At 69.8% G+C, this 17,537-nt stretch carries 15 protein-coding genes; 5 read left to right on the forward strand and 10 right to left on the reverse strand.

The genetic code is table 11. The features are described 5' to 3' along the window. Positions 1-36 precede the first annotated feature (36 nt). Complete coding sequence (locus tag AOJ26_RS02720; RefSeq protein WP_053846521.1) at positions 37-1,230, reverse strand: sensor histidine kinase; 1,194 nt, start codon at positions 1,228-1,230, stop codon at positions 37-39. Beyond that, the gene (locus AOJ26_RS02725; protein ID WP_053846522.1) at positions 1,221-1,883 is read right to left on the reverse strand and encodes a response regulator transcription factor; all 663 of its coding nucleotides are present in this window, start codon (positions 1,881-1,883) and stop codon (positions 1,221-1,223) included. Before AOJ26_RS02725 ends, AOJ26_RS02720 begins: the two co-directional genes overlap by 10 nt. 134 nt (positions 1,884-2,017) lie before the next feature. On the opposite strand from AOJ26_RS02725, the gene AOJ26_RS02730 reads away from it, so the two are divergent. The 3 genes from AOJ26_RS02730 to AOJ26_RS02740 are packed head-to-tail and all read left to right on the forward strand — an operon-like array spanning position 2,018 to position 5,408. Then, complete coding sequence (locus AOJ26_RS02730) at positions 2,018-3,289, forward strand: ABC transporter permease (protein WP_053846523.1); 1,272 nt, start codon at positions 2,018-2,020, stop codon at positions 3,287-3,289. 31 nt (positions 3,290-3,320) lie between these two features. Then, a complete protein-coding gene (locus AOJ26_RS02735; RefSeq protein ID WP_053846524.1) occupies positions 3,321-4,694 on the forward strand; it encodes an ABC transporter permease in 1,374 nt (457 codons plus the stop codon). A 6-nt stretch (positions 4,695-4,700) separates the two neighbouring features. Next, entirely contained in the window at positions 4,701-5,408 is a 708-nt protein-coding gene (locus AOJ26_RS02740) for an ABC transporter ATP-binding protein (RefSeq protein WP_053846525.1), read from the forward strand. Between the two features lie 68 nt (positions 5,409-5,476). On the opposite strand, the gene AOJ26_RS02745 is transcribed toward AOJ26_RS02740, so the two are convergent. The 5 genes from AOJ26_RS02745 to AOJ26_RS02765 all read right to left on the reverse strand — a co-directional run bounded on the left by AOJ26_RS02745 (position 5,477) and on the right by AOJ26_RS02765 (position 12,528). Beyond that, positions 5,477-7,135: a sialidase family protein gene (locus AOJ26_RS02745; RefSeq protein WP_053846526.1), complete on the reverse strand. Its 1,659-nt coding sequence runs from the start codon at positions 7,133-7,135 to the stop codon at positions 5,477-5,479. 103 nt (positions 7,136-7,238) lie between these two features. Next, positions 7,239-9,320, reverse strand: coding sequence for a glycoside hydrolase family 2 protein (locus AOJ26_RS02750; RefSeq protein ID WP_053846527.1), 2,082 nt, complete (start codon positions 9,318-9,320; stop codon positions 7,239-7,241). Positions 9,321-9,376: 56 nt separating this feature from the next. Beyond that, positions 9,377-10,240, reverse strand: coding sequence for a carbohydrate ABC transporter permease (locus AOJ26_RS02755; RefSeq protein WP_053846528.1), 864 nt, complete (start codon positions 10,238-10,240; stop codon positions 9,377-9,379). 3 nt (positions 10,241-10,243) lie between these two features. Continuing rightward, a complete protein-coding gene (locus AOJ26_RS02760; protein WP_053846529.1) occupies positions 10,244-11,170 on the reverse strand; it encodes a carbohydrate ABC transporter permease in 927 nt (308 codons plus the stop codon). Next, on the reverse strand, positions 11,167-12,528 hold the full coding sequence (locus tag AOJ26_RS02765) for an ABC transporter substrate-binding protein (protein WP_053846530.1): 1,362 nt from the start codon (positions 12,526-12,528) through the stop codon (positions 11,167-11,169). Before AOJ26_RS02765 ends, AOJ26_RS02760 begins: the two co-directional genes overlap by 4 nt. A 219-nt stretch (positions 12,529-12,747) precedes the next feature. On the opposite strand from AOJ26_RS02765, the gene AOJ26_RS02770 reads away from it, so the two are divergent. Next, positions 12,748-13,761, forward strand: coding sequence for a LacI family DNA-binding transcriptional regulator (locus AOJ26_RS02770; protein WP_053846531.1), 1,014 nt, complete (start codon positions 12,748-12,750; stop codon positions 13,759-13,761). A 3-nt stretch (positions 13,762-13,764) separates the two neighbouring features. Here AOJ26_RS02770 and AOJ26_RS02775 read toward each other — a convergent pair whose 3' ends face one another. Beyond that, positions 13,765-14,751 carry an AraC family transcriptional regulator gene (locus AOJ26_RS02775; RefSeq protein WP_053846532.1) on the reverse strand — a complete coding sequence of 329 codons (987 nt, stop codon included), beginning with the start codon at positions 14,749-14,751 and terminating at the stop codon, positions 13,765-13,767. An 82-nt stretch (positions 14,752-14,833) separates the two neighbouring features. On the opposite strand from AOJ26_RS02775, the gene AOJ26_RS02780 reads away from it, so the two are divergent. After that, positions 14,834-15,274, forward strand: a complete 441-nt coding sequence (locus AOJ26_RS02780; protein WP_234358416.1) for a pyridoxamine 5'-phosphate oxidase family protein — start codon at positions 14,834-14,836, stop codon at positions 15,272-15,274. Positions 15,275-15,323: 49 nt separating this feature from the next. Here AOJ26_RS02780 and AOJ26_RS02785 read toward each other — a convergent pair whose 3' ends face one another. Both AOJ26_RS02785 and AOJ26_RS02790 read right to left on the reverse strand, forming a co-directional pair. Continuing rightward, positions 15,324-16,163 carry a helix-turn-helix transcriptional regulator gene (locus AOJ26_RS02785; protein ID WP_053846534.1) on the reverse strand — a complete coding sequence of 280 codons (840 nt, stop codon included), beginning with the start codon at positions 16,161-16,163 and terminating at the stop codon, positions 15,324-15,326. A gap of 112 nt (positions 16,164-16,275) precedes the next feature. Then, positions 16,276-17,415: an XdhC family protein gene (locus AOJ26_RS02790; RefSeq protein WP_053846535.1), complete on the reverse strand. Its 1,140-nt coding sequence runs from the start codon at positions 17,413-17,415 to the stop codon at positions 16,276-16,278. Positions 17,416-17,537: the final 122 nt, after the last annotated feature.

The following is a 17,537-nucleotide window of genomic DNA, read 5'->3' on the forward strand; positions in this document are numbered from 1 at the left end:
GTTCACCCACCCCTGACGCCGGCCCGGCTCCCACTGTCAGGGGAACGCCAGCCGGACCGCGAGTCCCCCGGTGGGCCGGGGTTCGGCGGTCAGGGTCGCGTGATGGGACGACGCGATGGAAGCGGCGATGGACAGGCCGAGACCGTGGCCGGTTCCGGCGGTGCGGTCGGGGGCGAGGCGGCGGAAGGGCTCGAAGAGGTCCGGCACCCGGCGGGCGGGGACGTGCGGGCCGGTGTTGGCCACGGTCACGGCGCGCTCCTCGACGTGTACGAGTACGTGGCCACCCGGATGGTTGTACTGCACGGCGTTGCGGATGACGTTGGCGAGCAGGTGGCGCAGGAGGACGGGGTCACCGCGGACGGTCCGGGGGGTGTCGGCCGTGACGCGGATGTCCACCTGCCGGCGTTCGGCCTGTGGAGCGAGTTGAGCGGTGACCAGCCGGGCGGCGAGGGCCAGGTCGACGCTCTCGGTCACGGCCGGTCCGCGGTCGCTGCGGGCCAGGAGCAGCAGCGCGTCGATGAGTTGCTCGGCTTCACGGTTGGTGGACAGCAGGTCGTCGCGGACTTCGACGAGGTGGTCGGGGAGCGGGTCGGCGAGACCGACCTGCAGGGTGGTCCGCTGGGCGGCGAGGGGCGTCTTGAGTTCATGGGAGGCGTTGGCGACGAAACGGCGTTGACTGTCGAACGACTTCTCCAGCCGGTCGAGCACGGCGTCGAAGGTGTCGGCGAGGCGGTGCAGCTCGTCGTCGGGGCCGGTGAGGGCCAGGCGCTGGTGCAGGTTCTCCTCGCTGATGCGGCGCGCGGTCTCGGTCATCGAGGCGACCGGGCGCAGAGCCCTCCCGGCCAGCCACCAGCCGGCCAGCGCGGCGAGGAGGGCCAGGAAGAGGAGGCCGACGGCGGACCAGAGGACCATCTGGCGCAGGGCGGTGTCCTGCACGGCCTGGATGGTCTGGTCGATCTTCTGGATCTGAGCCGTGGCCCACGGTGCTCCGGGCCGTGTAGGTCCGGGCCCCACGGGACGGGCGGACGGATGGAGGGCGACGTCACCGGCGGGCGTGTCCGCGTATGTGACGGCGAGGCCCTGCACCTGCTGGGCCGTCCCGTGGCGCGCGAGCAGGACGACGAACGCGAGCAGGGCCACGCCGGTGAGCAGGAACAGGGTGAAGATGGCTGCGGCGAGGCGGGCACGGAAGGGGAGTCGGCCCAGGAACGCGCGCGGGTTCAGTCGCACAGCCGGTACCCCTGCCCCGTGTCGACGGTGATGAGGCCGGGGTCCCCGAGTTTGCCGCGCAGCCGGCTGACGGTGGCACGGACCGCGCTGGTCTGCGGGGTGAGGTGCTCGTCCCAGAGGGTGCGGACGATCTCGTGGTGCGCGACGGGGGCTCCTTGGGCCTCGACCAACAGGTGGAGGACCGCGAACTCCTTGGGTGTCAGGGCCAGCGGGCGGCCCTCGATGGACGCCTCGCGCCTCGACGGGTCCGTCGTGACGCCGCCGTGCCGCATCACGGACGACCGCGGAGTGGGCGCCCGACGGCTCAACGCCCGTACACGAGCGACGAGTTCGCTGAAGTCGAAGGGCTTGGTCAGGTAGTCGTCGGCGCCGAGAGTGGTCAGTCCGTAGACGCGGTCGGTGATGTCGCCCGCCGCGGTGAGCATGAGGATCCGCGGGGGATCGTCGAGTTCCCGCAGGCGTCGGCACACCTCGTCCCCGCTCATGACCGGCAGGTCGCGGTCGAGGATCAGGACGTCGTACGCCGTCAGCAGACACATCCGCTCGGCGGCGTCGCCGGTGTGGGTGACGTCGACCGCCATCGCCTCGCGGCGCAGACCGACCGCGACGGCACGGGCGAGCACGCGGTGGTCCTCGGCTACCAGAACTCTCATGGCCCCATGAAACCAAGGCGGCGTTTGCGGTCGTGTAAGGACGACGGCGTCCCACCCGGCGCAGTCACAGCCTGCCCTTATGCCGCTGTAACGCGTTTATCCCCCTGCAAAGGACCGGCTGCTCCACTGGCCGCATGAATTTCGTCAAGCGGGCCGGGATGAGCCTGCGTGCCAGGAAATCCCGCACCGCCGCCCTGCTCGGCATCTTCGTCGTGATCTGTTGCCTGCTCCTGGGCGGGTTCCTGCTTGAGGCGGCCGCCGCACGCCTGGAGGCCGAGGCGCAGCGCACGATCGGTGTCGATGTGACGATCGCAGGCAAGCGGCTGACCCCGGCTTTGGCGGACCGTCTCGGCTCCGAGCCACCCGTGACGCGCTACAACCCGCTGCTCCCGCTGACCGCGGGTGCGCACGGTTTCGACCCGCTCGTCTCGCCACAGCCGAAACCGCGCCCAGACCGCGGCGGTGACGGTGAAGGGGGGCCGCTGGCGCTGCGAGGTGTGCGGGACCTGGGCATGCTGCTGCCCTTCTCGTTCGGATCGACGAAGATCACCTCCGGGCGTGGCATCGTCCTGCAGGACGCCGACCGCGCGGTCGCGGTGATCGAGGAACGCCTCGCCGCGAAGAACGGTCTCAAGGTCGGCGACACGATCCAGGTGGGGTCGGCAGACGGCAAGCGCAACGTCTCCATGCAAGTTCTCGGCGTGTTCCGGGACCCCAGGCAGGACCCGTCGCAGTGGACACCCTCGGACGAGCTGCCCGGCAACACCCTCTACGTGCCGACGGCCGTCGTGGAGAGGCTCGGCGGCGGTGCGGCCGGTCTCGACGAAGTGGTCTTCAGGATCGGTTCACCGGAGCAGGCCGAGCGTCTGCACGCCGAGACGAAGAGGCTGCTCGGCACCGGAGACTTCGACTTCCGCGTCAACGACAAGGCGTACCGGGACCAGGTCCGTCCCGTGCAACGGGTGGGTGCCTTCGCCGGTCTGATCGTCTGGGTCATCGCCCTTGCCGGTGCCCTGACCCTCGGCCTGGTGGTGATGCTCCAGATCCGGGAGCGGCGCCACGAGCTCGGAGTGCTGCTGTCGATGGGCGAGAAGAAGTGGAAGCTCGTCTTTCAGCACGTCGTCGAGGCCGCGGTGGTGTGCCTGCCCGCCATCGCTGTCGCCGCACTGGCCGGGCATGCCGCCGGACCGTCCCTCGGCGGCGCCCTGCTCGACCGCCCGCCACGGAACACCGTGGCGGCGGGGGTGCCGGACGCGGAAGTCGCCCCTCCCACGGTCCGCGTCGATCCCGCCGACGTAGGAAAAGTCGCCGGCCTCGGCCTCGGCATCTGTCTGGTCTCCACTGCCGTCCCGGGCCTCGGGATCCTCCGCCTGCACCCCCGCTCGATCCTGGCCGACAGCGAATAGGCCGCCGGCCCGAACCCAGAAAGCCGTACTCATGAACTTCGTCAAACGCGCAGGTCTCAGCCTGTGGGCCCGCAAAGGCCGAACGCTGATCACCTTCGCCACCTTCCTGGTCATCTCCCTCATGGTGCTGGCCGGCGTACTGATCAACGCGGCGACCGCCCGGGCCGAGCTGGACGCCGAAAGATCGGTGGGCGCAGAAGTCACGCTCGCCATGGACCCGCAGGCTCAGGGAAACATGGGCCAAGCGCCGACGATCGACTCCGCGGTGGTCGAAAGGATCGGCGAGCTGCCCCAAGTCGAGAAGTACACCTACTCCATGTGGGACCGGGTGCTCCTCGAAGGAGACGTCGGACTCGTCACCGACGGCGTGGAGGGTTTCATGGGCCCCGGCGGCACCGCGGGCATCGGCCTCCTCGACTCCTCACTGCTCAGCGACTTCCGCAGCGGCACGTTCAAGCTTGTCTCCGGAAAACACCTGACCGCCGCCGACCAGGACAAGAAGCAGATCCTGATCGAGGAGCGCCTGGCCCGGAAGAACCGCCTCAGGACCGGCGACAAGGTGACCCTGACGGGCAACGACGAGAAGACGACGGGGCGGTTCACCGTGGCCGGCATCTTCCGCGACCCGCGCCCTGCCACCGAACCGGAGCCCGAGTACGGCGTCAACCCGGCCAACATGATCTACGGCACCGTCGGTGGCTTCGCCACCCTCAACCCCTCCGGTGGCGGCGCCCGGCAGATCACCAGGGCCGGCTTCCTCCTCAGGGACCCCGACGACCAGGAGGCGTTCAGGGACGAGGCCGAAAGGCTGGCCGGCGCCGCGCTGGAGGGCTTCGAGCTCGACGTCAACGACAAGGCCGTGCAGCAGATGACCGGACCGCTCAAGAGCATCAGCTCCACCGCCACCCTCGCCATGTGGCTGATCGGCCTCGCGGGCGCCGCCGTCCTCGCCCTCCTCGTCAACCTCGCCGTCAAGCAGCGCCGCAGAGAGTACGGCGTGCTGTTGTCCATGGGGGAGAGGAAGTGGAAGCTCATCACCCAGCAGGCCTTGGAGATCACCGCGGTGGCCGCTCTGGCCATCGCGCTCGGTTCCGCGTTCGCTCCCCGCCTGACGCAAAGCGCGGGACAGTCACTGCTCGGCAGGGAAGCCGCCTCGGCCCGGCAGAAGATCGACGCCTGGCAGCCGCCCCCGCCGGGCAGCACCGGCCTCGACGAGGGCATCGACCCCGACGACCAGCCGGTCGAGAACGCCGATCCCGTCGACAGGATCACCGTGGTGCTCAAGCCCGCGAACCTCGCCACCGTCGGCGGCGTCGGACTCGGGATCGGCCTGCTCGCCGCCGCGATCCCGGCAGCCTCCGTGCTGCGCCTCAGCCCCCGCTCCATCCTCACGAACGGCAAGTGATCCGCCATGACCAATGCCACCGAGACCCCGCCCGTCCTCCGTCTCGACCGGGTCGGTTACACGTACTCGGATCAGCGTCGCCGCACCACGGTGCTCCGGGACATCGACCACTCCTTCGAACGCGGCACGTTCTACACGATCCTGGGCCCCTCAGGCAGCGGCAAGACCACCCTGCTCAGCCTCGCCAGCGGCCTCGACACCCCGACGAGCGGCACCATCAGCTTCGAAGGCCGGGACCTCAAGGAGCTGGGCCTGGGGCGCTACCGCAACAAGCACGCCGCCACGGTCTTCCAGCAGTACAACCTCCTCACCTACATGACGGCCCTGCAGAACGTCGTCTGCGCCATGGAGATCACCGACGTCAGGCCCGCCCAGGGCAGCCGCAGGGCCCGCGCCCTTCGCCTGCTGGACGACCTCGGACTGGACAGGTCGATGGCCACCCGCAGCGTCATGAGGTTGTCCGGCGGGCAGCAGCAGCGCGTCGCCATCGCCCGCGCACTGGCCTGCGACGTCGACATCCTCTTCGCCGACGAACCCACCGGGAATCTCGACGAGGACACCGCCCAGGGCATCATCGACACCTTCCGAGACCTCGCACACGAACAGAACAAGTGCGTGGTCGTCGTCACCCACTCCCAGCACCTGGCCGCCCAGTCCGACCGCGTACTCACCCTCCGCAAGGGCAGGTTGACCGAGCAGGTGAACAGGCGATGACCGGCGGGCGGCACCCGCGGATCTCGCGGGTGCCGCCGGCCATCAGGAGCGTGCTGTGAACCGGTCGGCTACGCCGGGATGTTCCACTTCTGGGTGTTGAGGCCGTTGCAGTCGTAGATCTGCAGTTGGGTGCCGTTGGCCGTGGCGCCTGCCGGGATGTCCAGGCAGCGGCCGGACTGCGGATTGCGCAGGGACCCGTCCGTCTGGCGCTGCCACTGCTGACCGCCGACGCCGTTGCAGTCCCACAGGTGCACCTTGGTGGCGTTGGCCGTGCCGTTGCCGATGATGTCCAGGCACTTGCCGAAGGCCCGCAGAGTGCCGTCGGGCGCGACCGACCAGCGCTGACCGGTCGCGGTACCGCAGTCCCAGAGCTGCACCGCGTTGCCGTTGGCGCTGGTGTTGGTGTTCACGTCGAGGCACTTGCCGGCGACGTGCGAAGTGGTGACCTGCCCGACCGGGCCGCCGAGGCTGCCGGTGTTGAAGCGGACCTGGCACTGGTTGCCGGTACCCAGCCAGGTCGCGGTCAGGTACAGGAAGGTGGTGCCGTCCGCTCGGGGTGTGATCGGTGAGCTGTATCCCGGGCAGGAGGGCTCACCGGGGTTGTAGCCGCCGGTCGGGTCGGTCCTGACGGGGGCCTCGATCTCGGTCCAGTTGCCCGAGCCGAGGTTGGTGTTGGCCAGGATGACGTTCCCGGACTCACCCATGACGGCCTTGTTGCCGGTGGGGCCGGTGACGACGCGCTGTCCGGACATCAGCAGGGTGCCGTTGGGGCCGCCTCCCGACTGCCAGGCCAGGTACGGCGTGTGCAGCAACTGCCGGCCGTCGCTGGTCTGCACCAGTGTGCCCGGTGAGTTGGTAGGCGCCCAGTTCAGGCCGTCCGCGCTGGTCTTGGTGTACACCTCGCAGGCGTGGTCGGCGTCGGTGGCGTCCCGGCACAGCTCGTAGGCCATCATGAACGTGCCGTTGGGCAGCGGGACGACGATCGACATGCCGGGACGGGCCAGGTTGTCCGCGGGGAAGGCGACGTCCTGGGTGAGGGTGGAGCTCCAGGTCTGTCCACCGTTGGTCGAGGTGTAGTGGCCGATGACCTGGTTGTTGGTCGCGGTGTTGGCGGGCCGTTCGTCGGAGATGAAGCAGGCCAGCGTGTTGTTCGGGGCGAGCAGGAACCACGGTTCCCAGATGCCGTGGCCGATGGTGTTGGGCTGGCCGCTGCTCTGGGTGCAGTTGGACAGGTACTGCCAGCTCTGGCCGTGGTTCGTGCTCTTGAAGACCTCGATCTTCTGCGCACTGTAGTTGCCCGCGCTCCAGGCGGTGCCGGCGGCGAGCAGGTCGCCGGCGTTGAGCCCGTTGGCGGTGCGGGGCACCTCGTACAGGACGGGTGCCTCCAGGGCCCAGCCGGAGGTGTTCGAGGTGATCGTGGAGATGGGGTTGGCACTCCAGGTCTGGCCGCCGTTGGTGCTGCGGTAGACCGGCAGGGAGCTGGGGGCGCCCTGGTTGCGCCGGGCGAACGTGGCCAGCATGGTCTGGCCCGAGGAGCCGTCGTGGTTCAGGCGGATGGCTCTCGGATAGCTGTTGTCGCCCTGGGGGTGAGCGGCCAGGTCCGGGGAGGAGAGGACCTGGCCTGCCGGGGCGGCGGAGACGGGTGATGCCCACAGCGACAGCAGCGCGGCCAGCAGGGTGAGGATGCCGAGGGCGGCCAGGGATCTCGGAGGTGCGGTGATACGCACGGAGCGACTCCTTTGCGGGTGGGTGTCGGGTGGTGCACAGGCTGGTGGGCGCCGCGGACGCACATGACGACCGCGGCGAGGCTCGGTGGGCGGGCGGGATCCCTCAACTGCTCGGGCGGGCCAGGGGATCGTCCCCGACGTGCAGTGCGGTTCGGGTGTCCACATCGAGTGCGGTGCGAGCCACGACCGTGCTGTCCGCCACGAGGGCCAGGTGCAGCCGCCCACTGGTCCAGCCTTCGGGCAGCGTGGCGGCGACGGTGACCGGCTCTCCGAGGACGTACGGCTTGGCTTCGGCGCGGCAGCCGGGCACCGGGTCGCCGGGGGAGGGGGGAGTGGGGGCGTACACGGGTGTCCACGCGGCGTGCAGGAGGCCTTCGACGGGGGCGGAGCCATGGTGGGAGACGCGGACGTCGACGGTGAACCGTCGTGTGCCGGTGAGCAGGTCGCGCCCGGGGGCGACGGGGGTGATGTCCAGGACGAGCGTGGTGGGTGCGTTCACATGGGCGGGCTCGACACCGGCCAGGTCCTTGGGCCGACGGTGGAAGTCGAGCAGGCCGGCGCTTTCGTGCTCGATGTCGTACAGCTCGGTGTAGACGTATCCGGCGAGCCGGTCGTGGCGGCGCAGTTCCTGGGTCTGCCAGCGCAGGTGCCAGGCGCGCTCCAGACCGGTGAAGCCGCCGCCGTATTCGCCGTTGAGGTTGGGCAGGCCGCGCAGGGGCTGTCCGGGGACGGCGAGCTTCTTGTGCACGACGAAGTCGGGGCTGAGTCGGACGGGGAAGTCGTCCCGGCGCCCTGACAGGAGGTCGTCGACCGTGGTCGCCCAGGAGGCGGCGCTCTCGTCGTAGTAGTGCCAGTCGAGCAGATCGGTCCTGACATGGGTCCAGCCGGAGTTGTCGACGACCGGCCGGGTCGGGTCGAGGGCTTTGAGCCGGTCGTAGGCGTCGGCGACCGCCTGCTGCTTGGCCGGGTCGCCGGGGAGGTCCCAGTCGAGGCCCCATTCCTCGTTGTACAGGCCCCAGATGACGATGGCGGGGGAGTTGCCGTCGCGGTCCACCATCGGCTCGATCTGCTGGGCGAACCGAGCTGTCGAGGCCGGCGAGAAGCGTCCGGGGGAGGCGGGTTCGGCCCACAGGAGCATGCCGAGGGTGTCGGCGTGGTGGATGTAGCGGGGGTCCTCCAGCTTCAGGTGTTTGCGTACGAGGTTGTAGCCGGCGTCCGCGGCGATCTCCAGGTCCTTGCGCAGGGCCGCGTCATCGGGAGCGGTGATACCGGTGTCGGGCCAGTAGCCCTGGTCCAGCACACCGCGCACGAACAGGCGGCGCCCGTTGAGGCGCAGCGTCTCGCCGTCGACGCTGATCGAGCGCAGCCCGGTGTAGCCGGAGACGCGGTCACTGCCGTGGGCGCTGCTGAGCTCGGCGTCGACGTGGTACAGGTGGGGGTCTTCGGGAGACCACAACCGGGGTGCTTCCAGGGGAAGTTCGCCAATGACGCGCCCGTCAGGGCCGACGTCCAGGGTGAAGGTCCGGCCCTCCTCGCGCACGCGCAGGTTCAGGCGGGCGGTGTCCAGGCCCGGGCCCCGTACGTCGGCTTCGACGCTGATGCCGGCCAGGTCCGGTGCGGGGCGCAGCCGCAGGGCGGTGAGATGGGTGAGAGGGCGGGGGGTGAGCCACACGCTCTGCCAGATACCGGACGACGGGGTGAAGCAGACGCCGTCGTAGTCGTCGCGGGGCATGCTGCGCTGTTTGCCGTGGACGATGTCCAGCTTGTCGGCGGGTGCGTGCACCCGGACGACGAGTTCCTGCTCGCCTTCGCGGAGAGCGTCCGTGACATCCGTGGAGAAGGGGGTGTAGCCGCCTTCGTGACGCGCCACCTCGACGCGGTTGACCCAGACGGTGGCCTGGTGGTGGACGGCGCCGAAATGCAGGATGACGCGCTGCCCCTGCCAGTCGGCGGGCACGGTGAACGTACGGCGGTACCAGGCCCTTTGCAGCCAGTGCGCGGCGATCCCCGAGGCGGGTGTCTCCCACGCGAAGGGCACGGTGATGTGCTGGTCGTAGCCGTCGGCGTGGTCCGGGGTGTGCCGGCCCGAGGGGTCGGCCCTGAAGTCCCAGGTGCCGTTGAGACTGACCCAGGCGTGTGAGCGGTCGAAGTGGGGGTGCGGATACTCGGGTCGGGGCGTGGGCATGGGCGGGTGTGCTCCGATCGTGAGCCGAGGAGGGGCCGGGGTGACACGGCCGGGCGTCAGCCCTTGACGCTGCCGGCGAGGATTCCGTTGATGAAGTGGCGTTGCAGCAGGACGAACAGCAGCAGGACGGGCAGCATCGCGATGCTTCCGGCGGCCAGCAGTTCGCCCCAGACGGTGCTGAAGTCGGCGCCGATGCGGTTGCCGGTGACGTTCTGGGCGAGCGTGGCCAGGACGACCTGGAGGGTCTGGTGGCTCTCGTCGTTGACGGCGACCACGGGCCACACGAAGTCGTTGTAGACGTTCATCGCGGTGAGCACACCGAGTGCGGCCAGACCCGGCCTGATGACCGGCACCACGATGCTGGTGAAGATCCGCAGCTCGCTCGCGCCGTCGATGCGTCCGGCGGCGAGGAGTTCGTCGGGGACCGCCGCGATGGTCTGCCGCATCCAGAAGATGCTGAAGGCGTCGATGCTGCCGGGCAGGATGAGTGCCTGGTAGGTGTTGACCCAGCCGAGCTGGCTCATCTCCAGCAGCAGCGGGATGATCAGCACCAGGGTGGGCAGCATCAGCGTGAGCATGAGGACGCCGAAGAGCAGGTTCTTGCCGACGAAGCGGTACTTGGCGAAGGCGTAGCCGGCCAGTGGACAGAAACACATGGTCATCGCGCCTTTGACGGCGACGACGAGCACGGTGTTGAGGAAGCCGGTGCCGACCGGGACGTCGTGGAACATCGCCCGGTAGTTGTCGAGGGTGGCCGAACCGGGGGAGAACGACAGGGGTGCGCGGACGATGTCGTTCGGCGGCTTGAAGGAAGAACTGATCGCCCACCAGATGGGATAGACGAACATCAGGGCCAGGCCGGCGAGAACGGCGTACTGCAAAGGCCCGGGGCGCGGCTGGGACAGGCTCTTGTCCTTCATGAGTCACTCGTCTCGGGAGCGCAGCAGGCGTACGGACAGCAGGGACAGGGCGAAGACCAGCAGGACGAGCAGGAAGGAGTTCGCTGCTCCGGTGCCGAGGTCGGACGACGTGATGTGGTTGTAGAGGTAGAGGCCGCCGGTCGTGGTGGACCCGTAGGGGCCGCCCTGGGTGACCACGAAGGGCTCGGCGAACATCTGGAACACCGCGAGGGTCTGGACGACGATCAGGAAGGCGATGCTGCGCCGCACCAGCGGCAGTGTCAGCGACCAGAACTGCCGTCTGCGCGAGGCCCCGTCGAGCGCTGCGGCCTCGTACACGTCGGCGGGCACGGCCTGAAGTCCCGCGAGCAGGATGATGATCGCGAAGCCGGTGGTCTTCCACAGGAACAGCAGCGCAAGGGTGGGTTTGGCCCAGGCGGTCGAGGTCAGCCAGGCGACCTCGGGCAGACCCACCGTCTGGAACAGGTGGTTGACCAGCCCGTAGTCGGTGTCGAAGACCACGATCCAGACCTGGGCCATGGCCACCAGCGGTGTGACGAAGGGAGCGATGAAGGCCACCCGGAACATGCCCCGCAGCCTCAGTCGCGCGTTGGCGAGCAGGACCGCTGCGGCGAGCCCGCCGATGATCTGCACGGGAACGATCAGCAGCCACATCACGGTGCTGTTGCCCAGCGACGACCAGAACTCCGGACTGGTCAGCAGATAGCTGTAGTTGTCGAGCCCGATGAAGCGCGCCTCGCCCGCGCCCTTCCAGTCGGTGAAGCTCAACTGGAGGGCGAAGACCAGTGGGTAGAGGCCGAACGCGGCGAACACGAGGTAGAAGGGAGCGACGAACAGGTAGGGCGCCAGGAGAGGCCGGCGACGGGTGCGCGGTGGCGGCGGTGCCGTTCGTTCCTCGCGGTGCACGGGGGTCAGCGTGGCCGGTGTCATGCGCGGTCCACGAGGTTGCGCTGGATCTTGCGGGTGGAGTCGTCGATGACGTCGTCGGGGGTCATCTTCCCTTCCATCAGCCGCTGGAGGTTGTTGCCCAGATAGTCGACCGACTTGTTCCACCAGGCCGGGATCGGGGCGGCGGCCGGGATGCCGTCGGCCGCCTCCACGGCGACTTTCCACAGGTCCTGGCCGCCGAGCGCCTCCACCGGCTGGAACAGTGGCTCGGCGGCTCTGCGTGCGGGCGTGTAGCTGGGCACCGAGGTGTTGAGTCCGCCGGGGTAGATGCTGGACGGCCCGTAGACCGCGCTGTATCCGGGCTGCTTGAAGCACAGGAACTCGTAGAGCAGCCAGGCCAGTTCGGGGTTCTTCGCCTTCGCCGGGATGATGAAGCTGCTGCCGCCCATCGCCCCGCTGCGGGCTCCGCCGGCGGTCCAGGCGGGCAACTGGGTGGCCCGCCACTTCCCCTTGGTCTTCTTCAGCAACTGCTGGGGGGCGAACGACCACCACACGGCCCAGGGCACCAGTGCCTGCCGGCCGTCCTCCAGGGCGGCGAGGTCGGCCTGCTTGAGGTACTCGGCGTGCGTCGCCAGGTCGTCCTGTACGGCCGATCGGACCCAGGAGAGGATGGTGCGGTACTCCTTGGAGTCCAGTCGCACCTTGCCTTCGGCGTCGGCGAGGCTGGTGCCCTGCTGGTTGGCGAGCATCTCCAGCCACAGCTGTCCCAGGAAGGGGTCCTTCTCCAGGTGGATGGGGCGTGCCTTGGGGTTTCTCTCCTTCAGGGCCCGTGCCGCGTCCAGGAGATCGTCGTACGTCGTGAGGCGCGCCGGGTCGACTCCGGCGTCCTCCAGCAGATCCTCGCGGTACCAGAGCAGACCCGGGTCCAGGTCCCATGGGACACCGTAGATCCGCCCGCCGACGGTGTTGACCGACAGCTTGTAGGGCGAGGTCTGCTTGCGGTACGGGGCGATCAGTTCCGTCAGGTCGTACAGGTGCTCCGCCTGGCTGCCGATCTTCGCGTCGTCCCAGAAGCTGCCGTCCGGCAGGTCCGCCCCGGTGATGAGGGTGTTGGCGAGCTTGGCGTCGATGTCGACGGCCTGATGGTTCACCTTCACGTTCGGATGAGCTTTGCGGAACTCGTCAATGGCGGCGTCGAAGACCTTGAACAGGTCGCCCGAGCGGTTCCAGATGGTGATCTCACCCTTGGCCGAGGCGCTGGGCGTCCCGGTGAGCCTGCGCGGCCCGCTGCCGGAGGAACCAGGAGCGCACGCGGCGAGCGGGCTGGCGCCGACGGCGAGGGCGCCGGCTCCCAGAGCGCCGCGCAGGACGCTGCGGCGCGGAACGGACGGTGTGGACATCAGCGCGGCTCCTCGGAGGGGAAGCGGTCACCGGGACGTGCGGTGCCTGTACGGAACTGTCGTCGCGGCGACGTGAAGGCGGCGCCGGATTGCAACGATGCAGAGATGATGCGCGCCCTTTTGCAACGATGCAATACCCGAGTAACATTCTCTTGCCGATGCAGACACGTCCGGTCGGACGGAGTCGGCGGACCGAGGGGCAGCGAAGAGGAGACATGGATGGCCGGCGCAACGCTCCGTGACGTCGCCAAGCGGGCGGGCGTCTCGATCCGCACCGTGTCCAACGTGGTCAACGCGTCGGTGCCCGTCTCCGAGGAGCTGAGAACCCGGGTGGAGGCGGCACTGGAGGAGCTCGACTACCGGCCCAACCTGGTCGCGCGCAACCTCCGCCGAGGCCGCACCGGCATGCTGGCCCTCGTCGTGCCGGAACTCGACGTCCCCTACTTCGCGGAGCTGGCCCGCGAGGTCATCACCGCGGCCCGAGCGCACGGTTACGTCGTCATGCTCGACCAGACCGACGGCGACGGCGATCGGGAACGCGAACTGCTCGGCCGTGACTCCCGGGCCACCATGTTCGACGGGCTGCTGCTGAGCCCGCTGAGCATCTCGGCGGACGAACTGCGCGAGCGCGCCAACCGTGTGCCCGTGGTCCTCCTGGGCGAACACATCTTCAACGGCGACTTCCACCATGTGGCCATCGACAACGTCGCTGCCGCCCGCGAGGCCACCAACCACCTTGTCGCGCTGGGGCGTCGGCGCATCGCCGCCATCGGTGACCAGCCCTACAGCACCGGCGAAACCGCGCAACTGCGTACGATCGGCTACCGCCAAGCCCTGGAGAGGGCGGGACTGCCCGTCGACGAGAGCCTCGTCGTGCCCACCCCGCGCTTCCACCGCCACCTGGGCGCGCGGGCCATGGAGCAGCTCCTGGCCCTGCCCGAGCCGCCCGACGCCGTCTTCTGCTACAACGACCTTCTTGCCATCGGCGCGATGCACGCCGTCGCCCGCGCGGGACTCCGGGTGCCCGAGGACGTCGCCGTGATCGGCGTCGACGGCATCCAGGAAGGCGAGTACAGCTCGCCGACGCTCACCACCATCGCGCCTGACAAGGCGCACATCGCTGGGCTGGCCGTCCGTACCCTGGCCGGCATCATCGAGGGCACGGCACCCTCGCCGAGCGAGGCGCGGGCGCCGTACCGGCTGCTGATCAGGGGGAGCACCGTGGCGGAGTGAGTCCTACCGGTTGGGACCCGTTGCGGCGGACCGCTCAGCCGCCGGGGAGGCCGTGCTCGCGGTGCGGCGGAACTCGCTCGGGTTGAGGCCCCGGACCCGTTTGAACGCCGCACTGAATCCGAACGGGTCGGCGTACCCCACCGCGCGGGCGATGTCCGCGACGGTCGCGGACCGCCGCTCGACCAGCAGATCTGCCGCGAGCGTCATACGCCAGCGGGTGAGGTAGGTCAGCGGCGGCTCGCCGACCAGCTCGGCGAACCGCTTGGCCAACGTCGAACGCGACACCCCGACGCGTTCGGCCAGCGCGGCGACCGTCCAGGGTGCCGCCGGCTCGGCGTGCAGCAGGCGCAGCGCGTCACCGACCACCGGGTCCCGCTGGGCGGCCCACCAGGCAGGGGGCTCACCGCCGGGGCGGTCGAACCACTCGCGCAGCGTGCAGACCAGCATCCAGTCCAGCAGGCGGTCGAGCACCGCCTGCTGGCCCGGCGCGTCGACGGCGACCTCGGCGGCGAGGTGCTCCAGTACGGCGTCACCGGTCCCCCCGGCGCCCACGCGGAGCACGACGGGCAGCGCGTCGAGCAGTTGGCGGCTGATCTCACCGTGCAGAGGGTAGGCGCCGACGATCAGGGTCGCCGTTCCGTGGCCGCAAGTGGCGTCCGCGCAGTGGTCGTTCCAGCCGCGCCGGTGCCGGGTCCCACCCCGTTCGGGGGCCGCGCAGTGTTCGCCGCATGCGATCGGTTCGGCCTGCGTACTGAGCTCGTCGACGAAGGAGAACGGCGCCGGGCCGCGTACGACGATCGTCTCGCGGGCGCGCAGCGGCTCGGGTGGGTGGTGCTCCGGCACGATCCAGCCCGCCCCGGTGAGGACGGTGCACAAGGTCAGCGGCGCGCCGTCCACGAAACGAAGTGCCCAGGGCGGGGACAGGGTCGAACTGCCGAACAACGAGCCGTGGGCTCGTACTCCACGGATCAGATCGCTGAACACGTCCACCTCAGCGAGGTTAGACGAACACACAGGCATTTCGGCTTTTCACCCATGGGTTCGTCCAGGTCGTCCGTGTTCAATCGGCGTCATGAGCAACAGGACTGGGATGAGCACCGACACCCTGACCCCCGAGGACCTCGCCTTCCTCCGACGCCCCCTGCACGGGTTCCTGACCGTGGCCGGCGGACCGCTCCCGCCACAGCCCCGACCGGTGTGGTTCGAGGCCACCGCCGACGGCACGATCCAACTGGCCACGGCCCCGGACTCGCTCAAAGTGCGGCGCCTGAGCCGTGACCCGCGCGCCTCCATTGTCGTCGCCACCCCGGTGGGCGAACGCGAGCGCTGGCTGTCGGTCGCCGGCCGCACCACGGTGGAACCCGAGGGCGCCCACGACCTCTGCGCCCGCCTGGCCGCCCGCTACTGGGACCTCGACGACCCGGCCCGCGCCGAAGCGCTCGCCGCGATGCTGGCCACCGAACAGGTCCGTGTCGTCATCCATCCGGAGACGGTGAGTCGGTACGTGAACTGAGCCCCGCAACCGCTTCGTCGGCGCCTCACCGAACGCCCCCTCAGAACTCCTACCGATCGAAGGCCTGTGTGCCGAGCACGGCGAGCAGTTCCAGTTTGGCGACGGAGTCCGTCCCGAGGGCGGGGGTGAACCAGAGCAGCCGTTGGCGTCCGTCCTCGCTGAACAGGTTCAGGCAGTTGACGTCGAGCAGTCCGAGTTCCGGATGCATCAGACGCTTTCTGTCGTGCCGTCGGAACGACACATCGTGCTGGGCCCAGTGTGCGCAGAACTCGGGGCTGCGCGCGCTCAACGCCGCGATCATCGCCCGGACATCGGGGTCGGCGCCGCGCCGGGCCGAGGCCGCCCGCAGGTCGGCCACGAAGGAGCGGGTGTGCTCGGCGTGGTCCTCGGGCGGGTAGAGCGCCCGTGCCTCAGGGTCGGTGAACCACCGGTACAGGAAACTTGCGGTCCATCCGGTCGTGGACGGCGGTGGACCGAGCAGCGCACGAGCCGCAGGGTTCTGTACGAGCATGACGCGCAGGTCGGTGACCACCTGGGCCGGCGTGCCGCCCAGACGATGCATCAGGTCCAGCATCCCCGGATGGACGTGGTCGGCCGGACTGCCGGACGGCGGCAGCGGACGGCCCGCCAGGGAGAACAGGTAGTCGCGCTCGTCCCGGCTCAGTCGGAGTGCCCGGGCGAGCGCGGCGAGCATGTGCTCCGAGGGCTGGACGCCCGCCCCGCGCTCCAGCTCGATGTAGTAGTCGACCGAGACACCGGCCAACTGGGCGACTTCTTCACGGCGAAGACCCGTTACACGGCGGCGCGGCCCGGTCGGCAGGCCGACGTCCCCGGGGCGGATGCGATCACGGCGTGACCTCAGAAAGTCGCCCAGTTCTGGAAGATTCACACCACCACCCTGACCCGAAGACACGCGGCTTTCCAGGGGTTGCCGACCCCTGGGTGGGCGGACCCGGTGGCTCGACGGCCCGTGGACCCGTTTCCCGTGCCTCTCTGGTGAGTTACGGCGCCGTCGCGTAATCGGGCAGAGGATGTGCGGGAGGGTGAATGCGGCCCGTGCCGTGGGACAGGGGCAGGCCCGTACCGTGGTTGGTGTGGGCGATGATCTCCGCTGTGATGGAGACGGCGGTCTCCTCGGGAGTGCGGGCACCGAGGTCCAGGCCGATCGGTGAGTGCAGACGGGCGAGTTGCTCCTCGGACACGCCGGCTTCCCGCAGCAAACCGACACGTTGGCCGTGGGTGCGTCGGGAGCCCATGGCGCCGACATAGCCGACGGGGAGGGCGAGCGCCAGCCTCAGCAGGGGGATGTCGAACTTGGCGTCGTGGGTCAGGACGCAGACGGCGGTGCGGGCGTCGGTCTCGGTGTCCGCGAGGTAGCGGTGCGGCCAGGCGGTGACGATCTCGTCGGCGTGCGGAAAGCGCGCCGGCGTGGCGAACACGGGGCGGGCGTCGCAGACGGTGACCTGGTAGCCGAGGAAGCGGCCGGCCTGGCTGAGGGCGGCGGCGAAGTCGACGGCGCCGAAGATCAGCATGCGGGGACGGTGGGCGTGGGTGTGGACGAGGAGCGTCAACCTGGTGGGGCACGTGTCGGCTTCGCCGCCGACCTCGATGCGCGCGGTGCGTCCCGCACGCAGGAGGGCTCGGGCATGCGCCACGACCGTCTTGTCCTCGTCCGCACCGCCGAGGGTGCCGTCGTGGGGTTCGTCGGCGGGGACGTGGAGGGTGCGGCCGAGGAGGTGGTCGGGGCCGTCGACGACGTGGGCCACGGCGCAGGAGCGGTCCGCGAGCACGGCCTCCAGGGTGGCGGCGAGGTGTGTCTCGGCAGCGGGCTCCACGCGTTGGACCAGGACCTCGATCTCGCCACCGCAGGTCAGGCCGACGGCGAAGGCGTCGTCGTCGGAGTAGCCGAAGCGGGTGCGGGCTGGTGGCCCGCCCTGTGCGAGGACGTGCCGGCACAGTTCGTAGACCGCCGCTTCGACACAGCCGCCGGAGACGTTCCCGACCGCGGTGCCCTCGATGTCGACGGCGAGGGCGGTGCCTACGGGCAGGGGTGCGCTGCCGCTGACCTGGGTGACGGTGGCGAGGGCGAAGGGGCGGGCCCTGCCGTACCACTGGTGCAGTGTGTCCGCGATGTTCAGCATGGGCGGCTTTCCGTGAGATAGGTGTGCCATCAGGGGCCACCGCCGCGCCTCGGGGAAGCGGCTGCGGCGGTGGCCCTGGTGTCCGGCGGTGTGGCGTCGCGCAGCGCCGGAGCCCGGGAGCC

The sequence above is a fragment of the Streptomyces sp. NRRL B-24085 genome (assembly GCF_001282115.1).
Lineage (GTDB): Bacteria > Actinomycetota > Actinomycetes > Streptomycetales > Streptomycetaceae > Streptomyces.

What these genes read in the sequence shown, in the direction of transcription:
- AOJ26_RS02750 (WP_053846527.1), bottom strand. Translation starts at nt 9,320, where the DNA reads ATGCCCACGCCCCGACCCGAGTATCCGCACCCCCACTTCGACCGCTCA.
- AOJ26_RS02760 (WP_053846529.1), bottom strand. Translation starts at nt 11,170, where the DNA reads ATGACACCGGCCACGCTGACCCCCGTGCACCGCGAGGAACGAACGGCA.
- AOJ26_RS02780 (WP_234358416.1), top strand. Translation starts at nt 14,834, where the DNA reads ATGAGCAACAGGACTGGGATGAGCACCGACACCCTGACCCCCGAGGAC.
- AOJ26_RS02770 (WP_053846531.1), top strand. Translation starts at nt 12,748, where the DNA reads ATGGCCGGCGCAACGCTCCGTGACGTCGCCAAGCGGGCGGGCGTCTCG.
- AOJ26_RS02765 (WP_053846530.1), bottom strand. Translation starts at nt 12,528, where the DNA reads ATGTCCACACCGTCCGTTCCGCGCCGCAGCGTCCTGCGCGGCGCTCTG.
- AOJ26_RS02735 (WP_053846524.1), top strand. Translation starts at nt 3,321, where the DNA reads ATGAACTTCGTCAAACGCGCAGGTCTCAGCCTGTGGGCCCGCAAAGGC.
- AOJ26_RS02790 (WP_053846535.1), bottom strand. Translation starts at nt 17,415, where the DNA reads ATGCTGAACATCGCGGACACACTGCACCAGTGGTACGGCAGGGCCCGC.
- AOJ26_RS02740 (WP_053846525.1), top strand. Translation starts at nt 4,701, where the DNA reads ATGACCAATGCCACCGAGACCCCGCCCGTCCTCCGTCTCGACCGGGTC.
- AOJ26_RS02725 (WP_053846522.1), bottom strand. Translation starts at nt 1,883, where the DNA reads ATGAGAGTTCTGGTAGCCGAGGACCACCGCGTGCTCGCCCGTGCCGTC.
- AOJ26_RS02730 (WP_053846523.1), top strand. Translation starts at nt 2,018, where the DNA reads ATGAATTTCGTCAAGCGGGCCGGGATGAGCCTGCGTGCCAGGAAATCC.
- AOJ26_RS02755 (WP_053846528.1), bottom strand. Translation starts at nt 10,240, where the DNA reads ATGAAGGACAAGAGCCTGTCCCAGCCGCGCCCCGGGCCTTTGCAGTAC.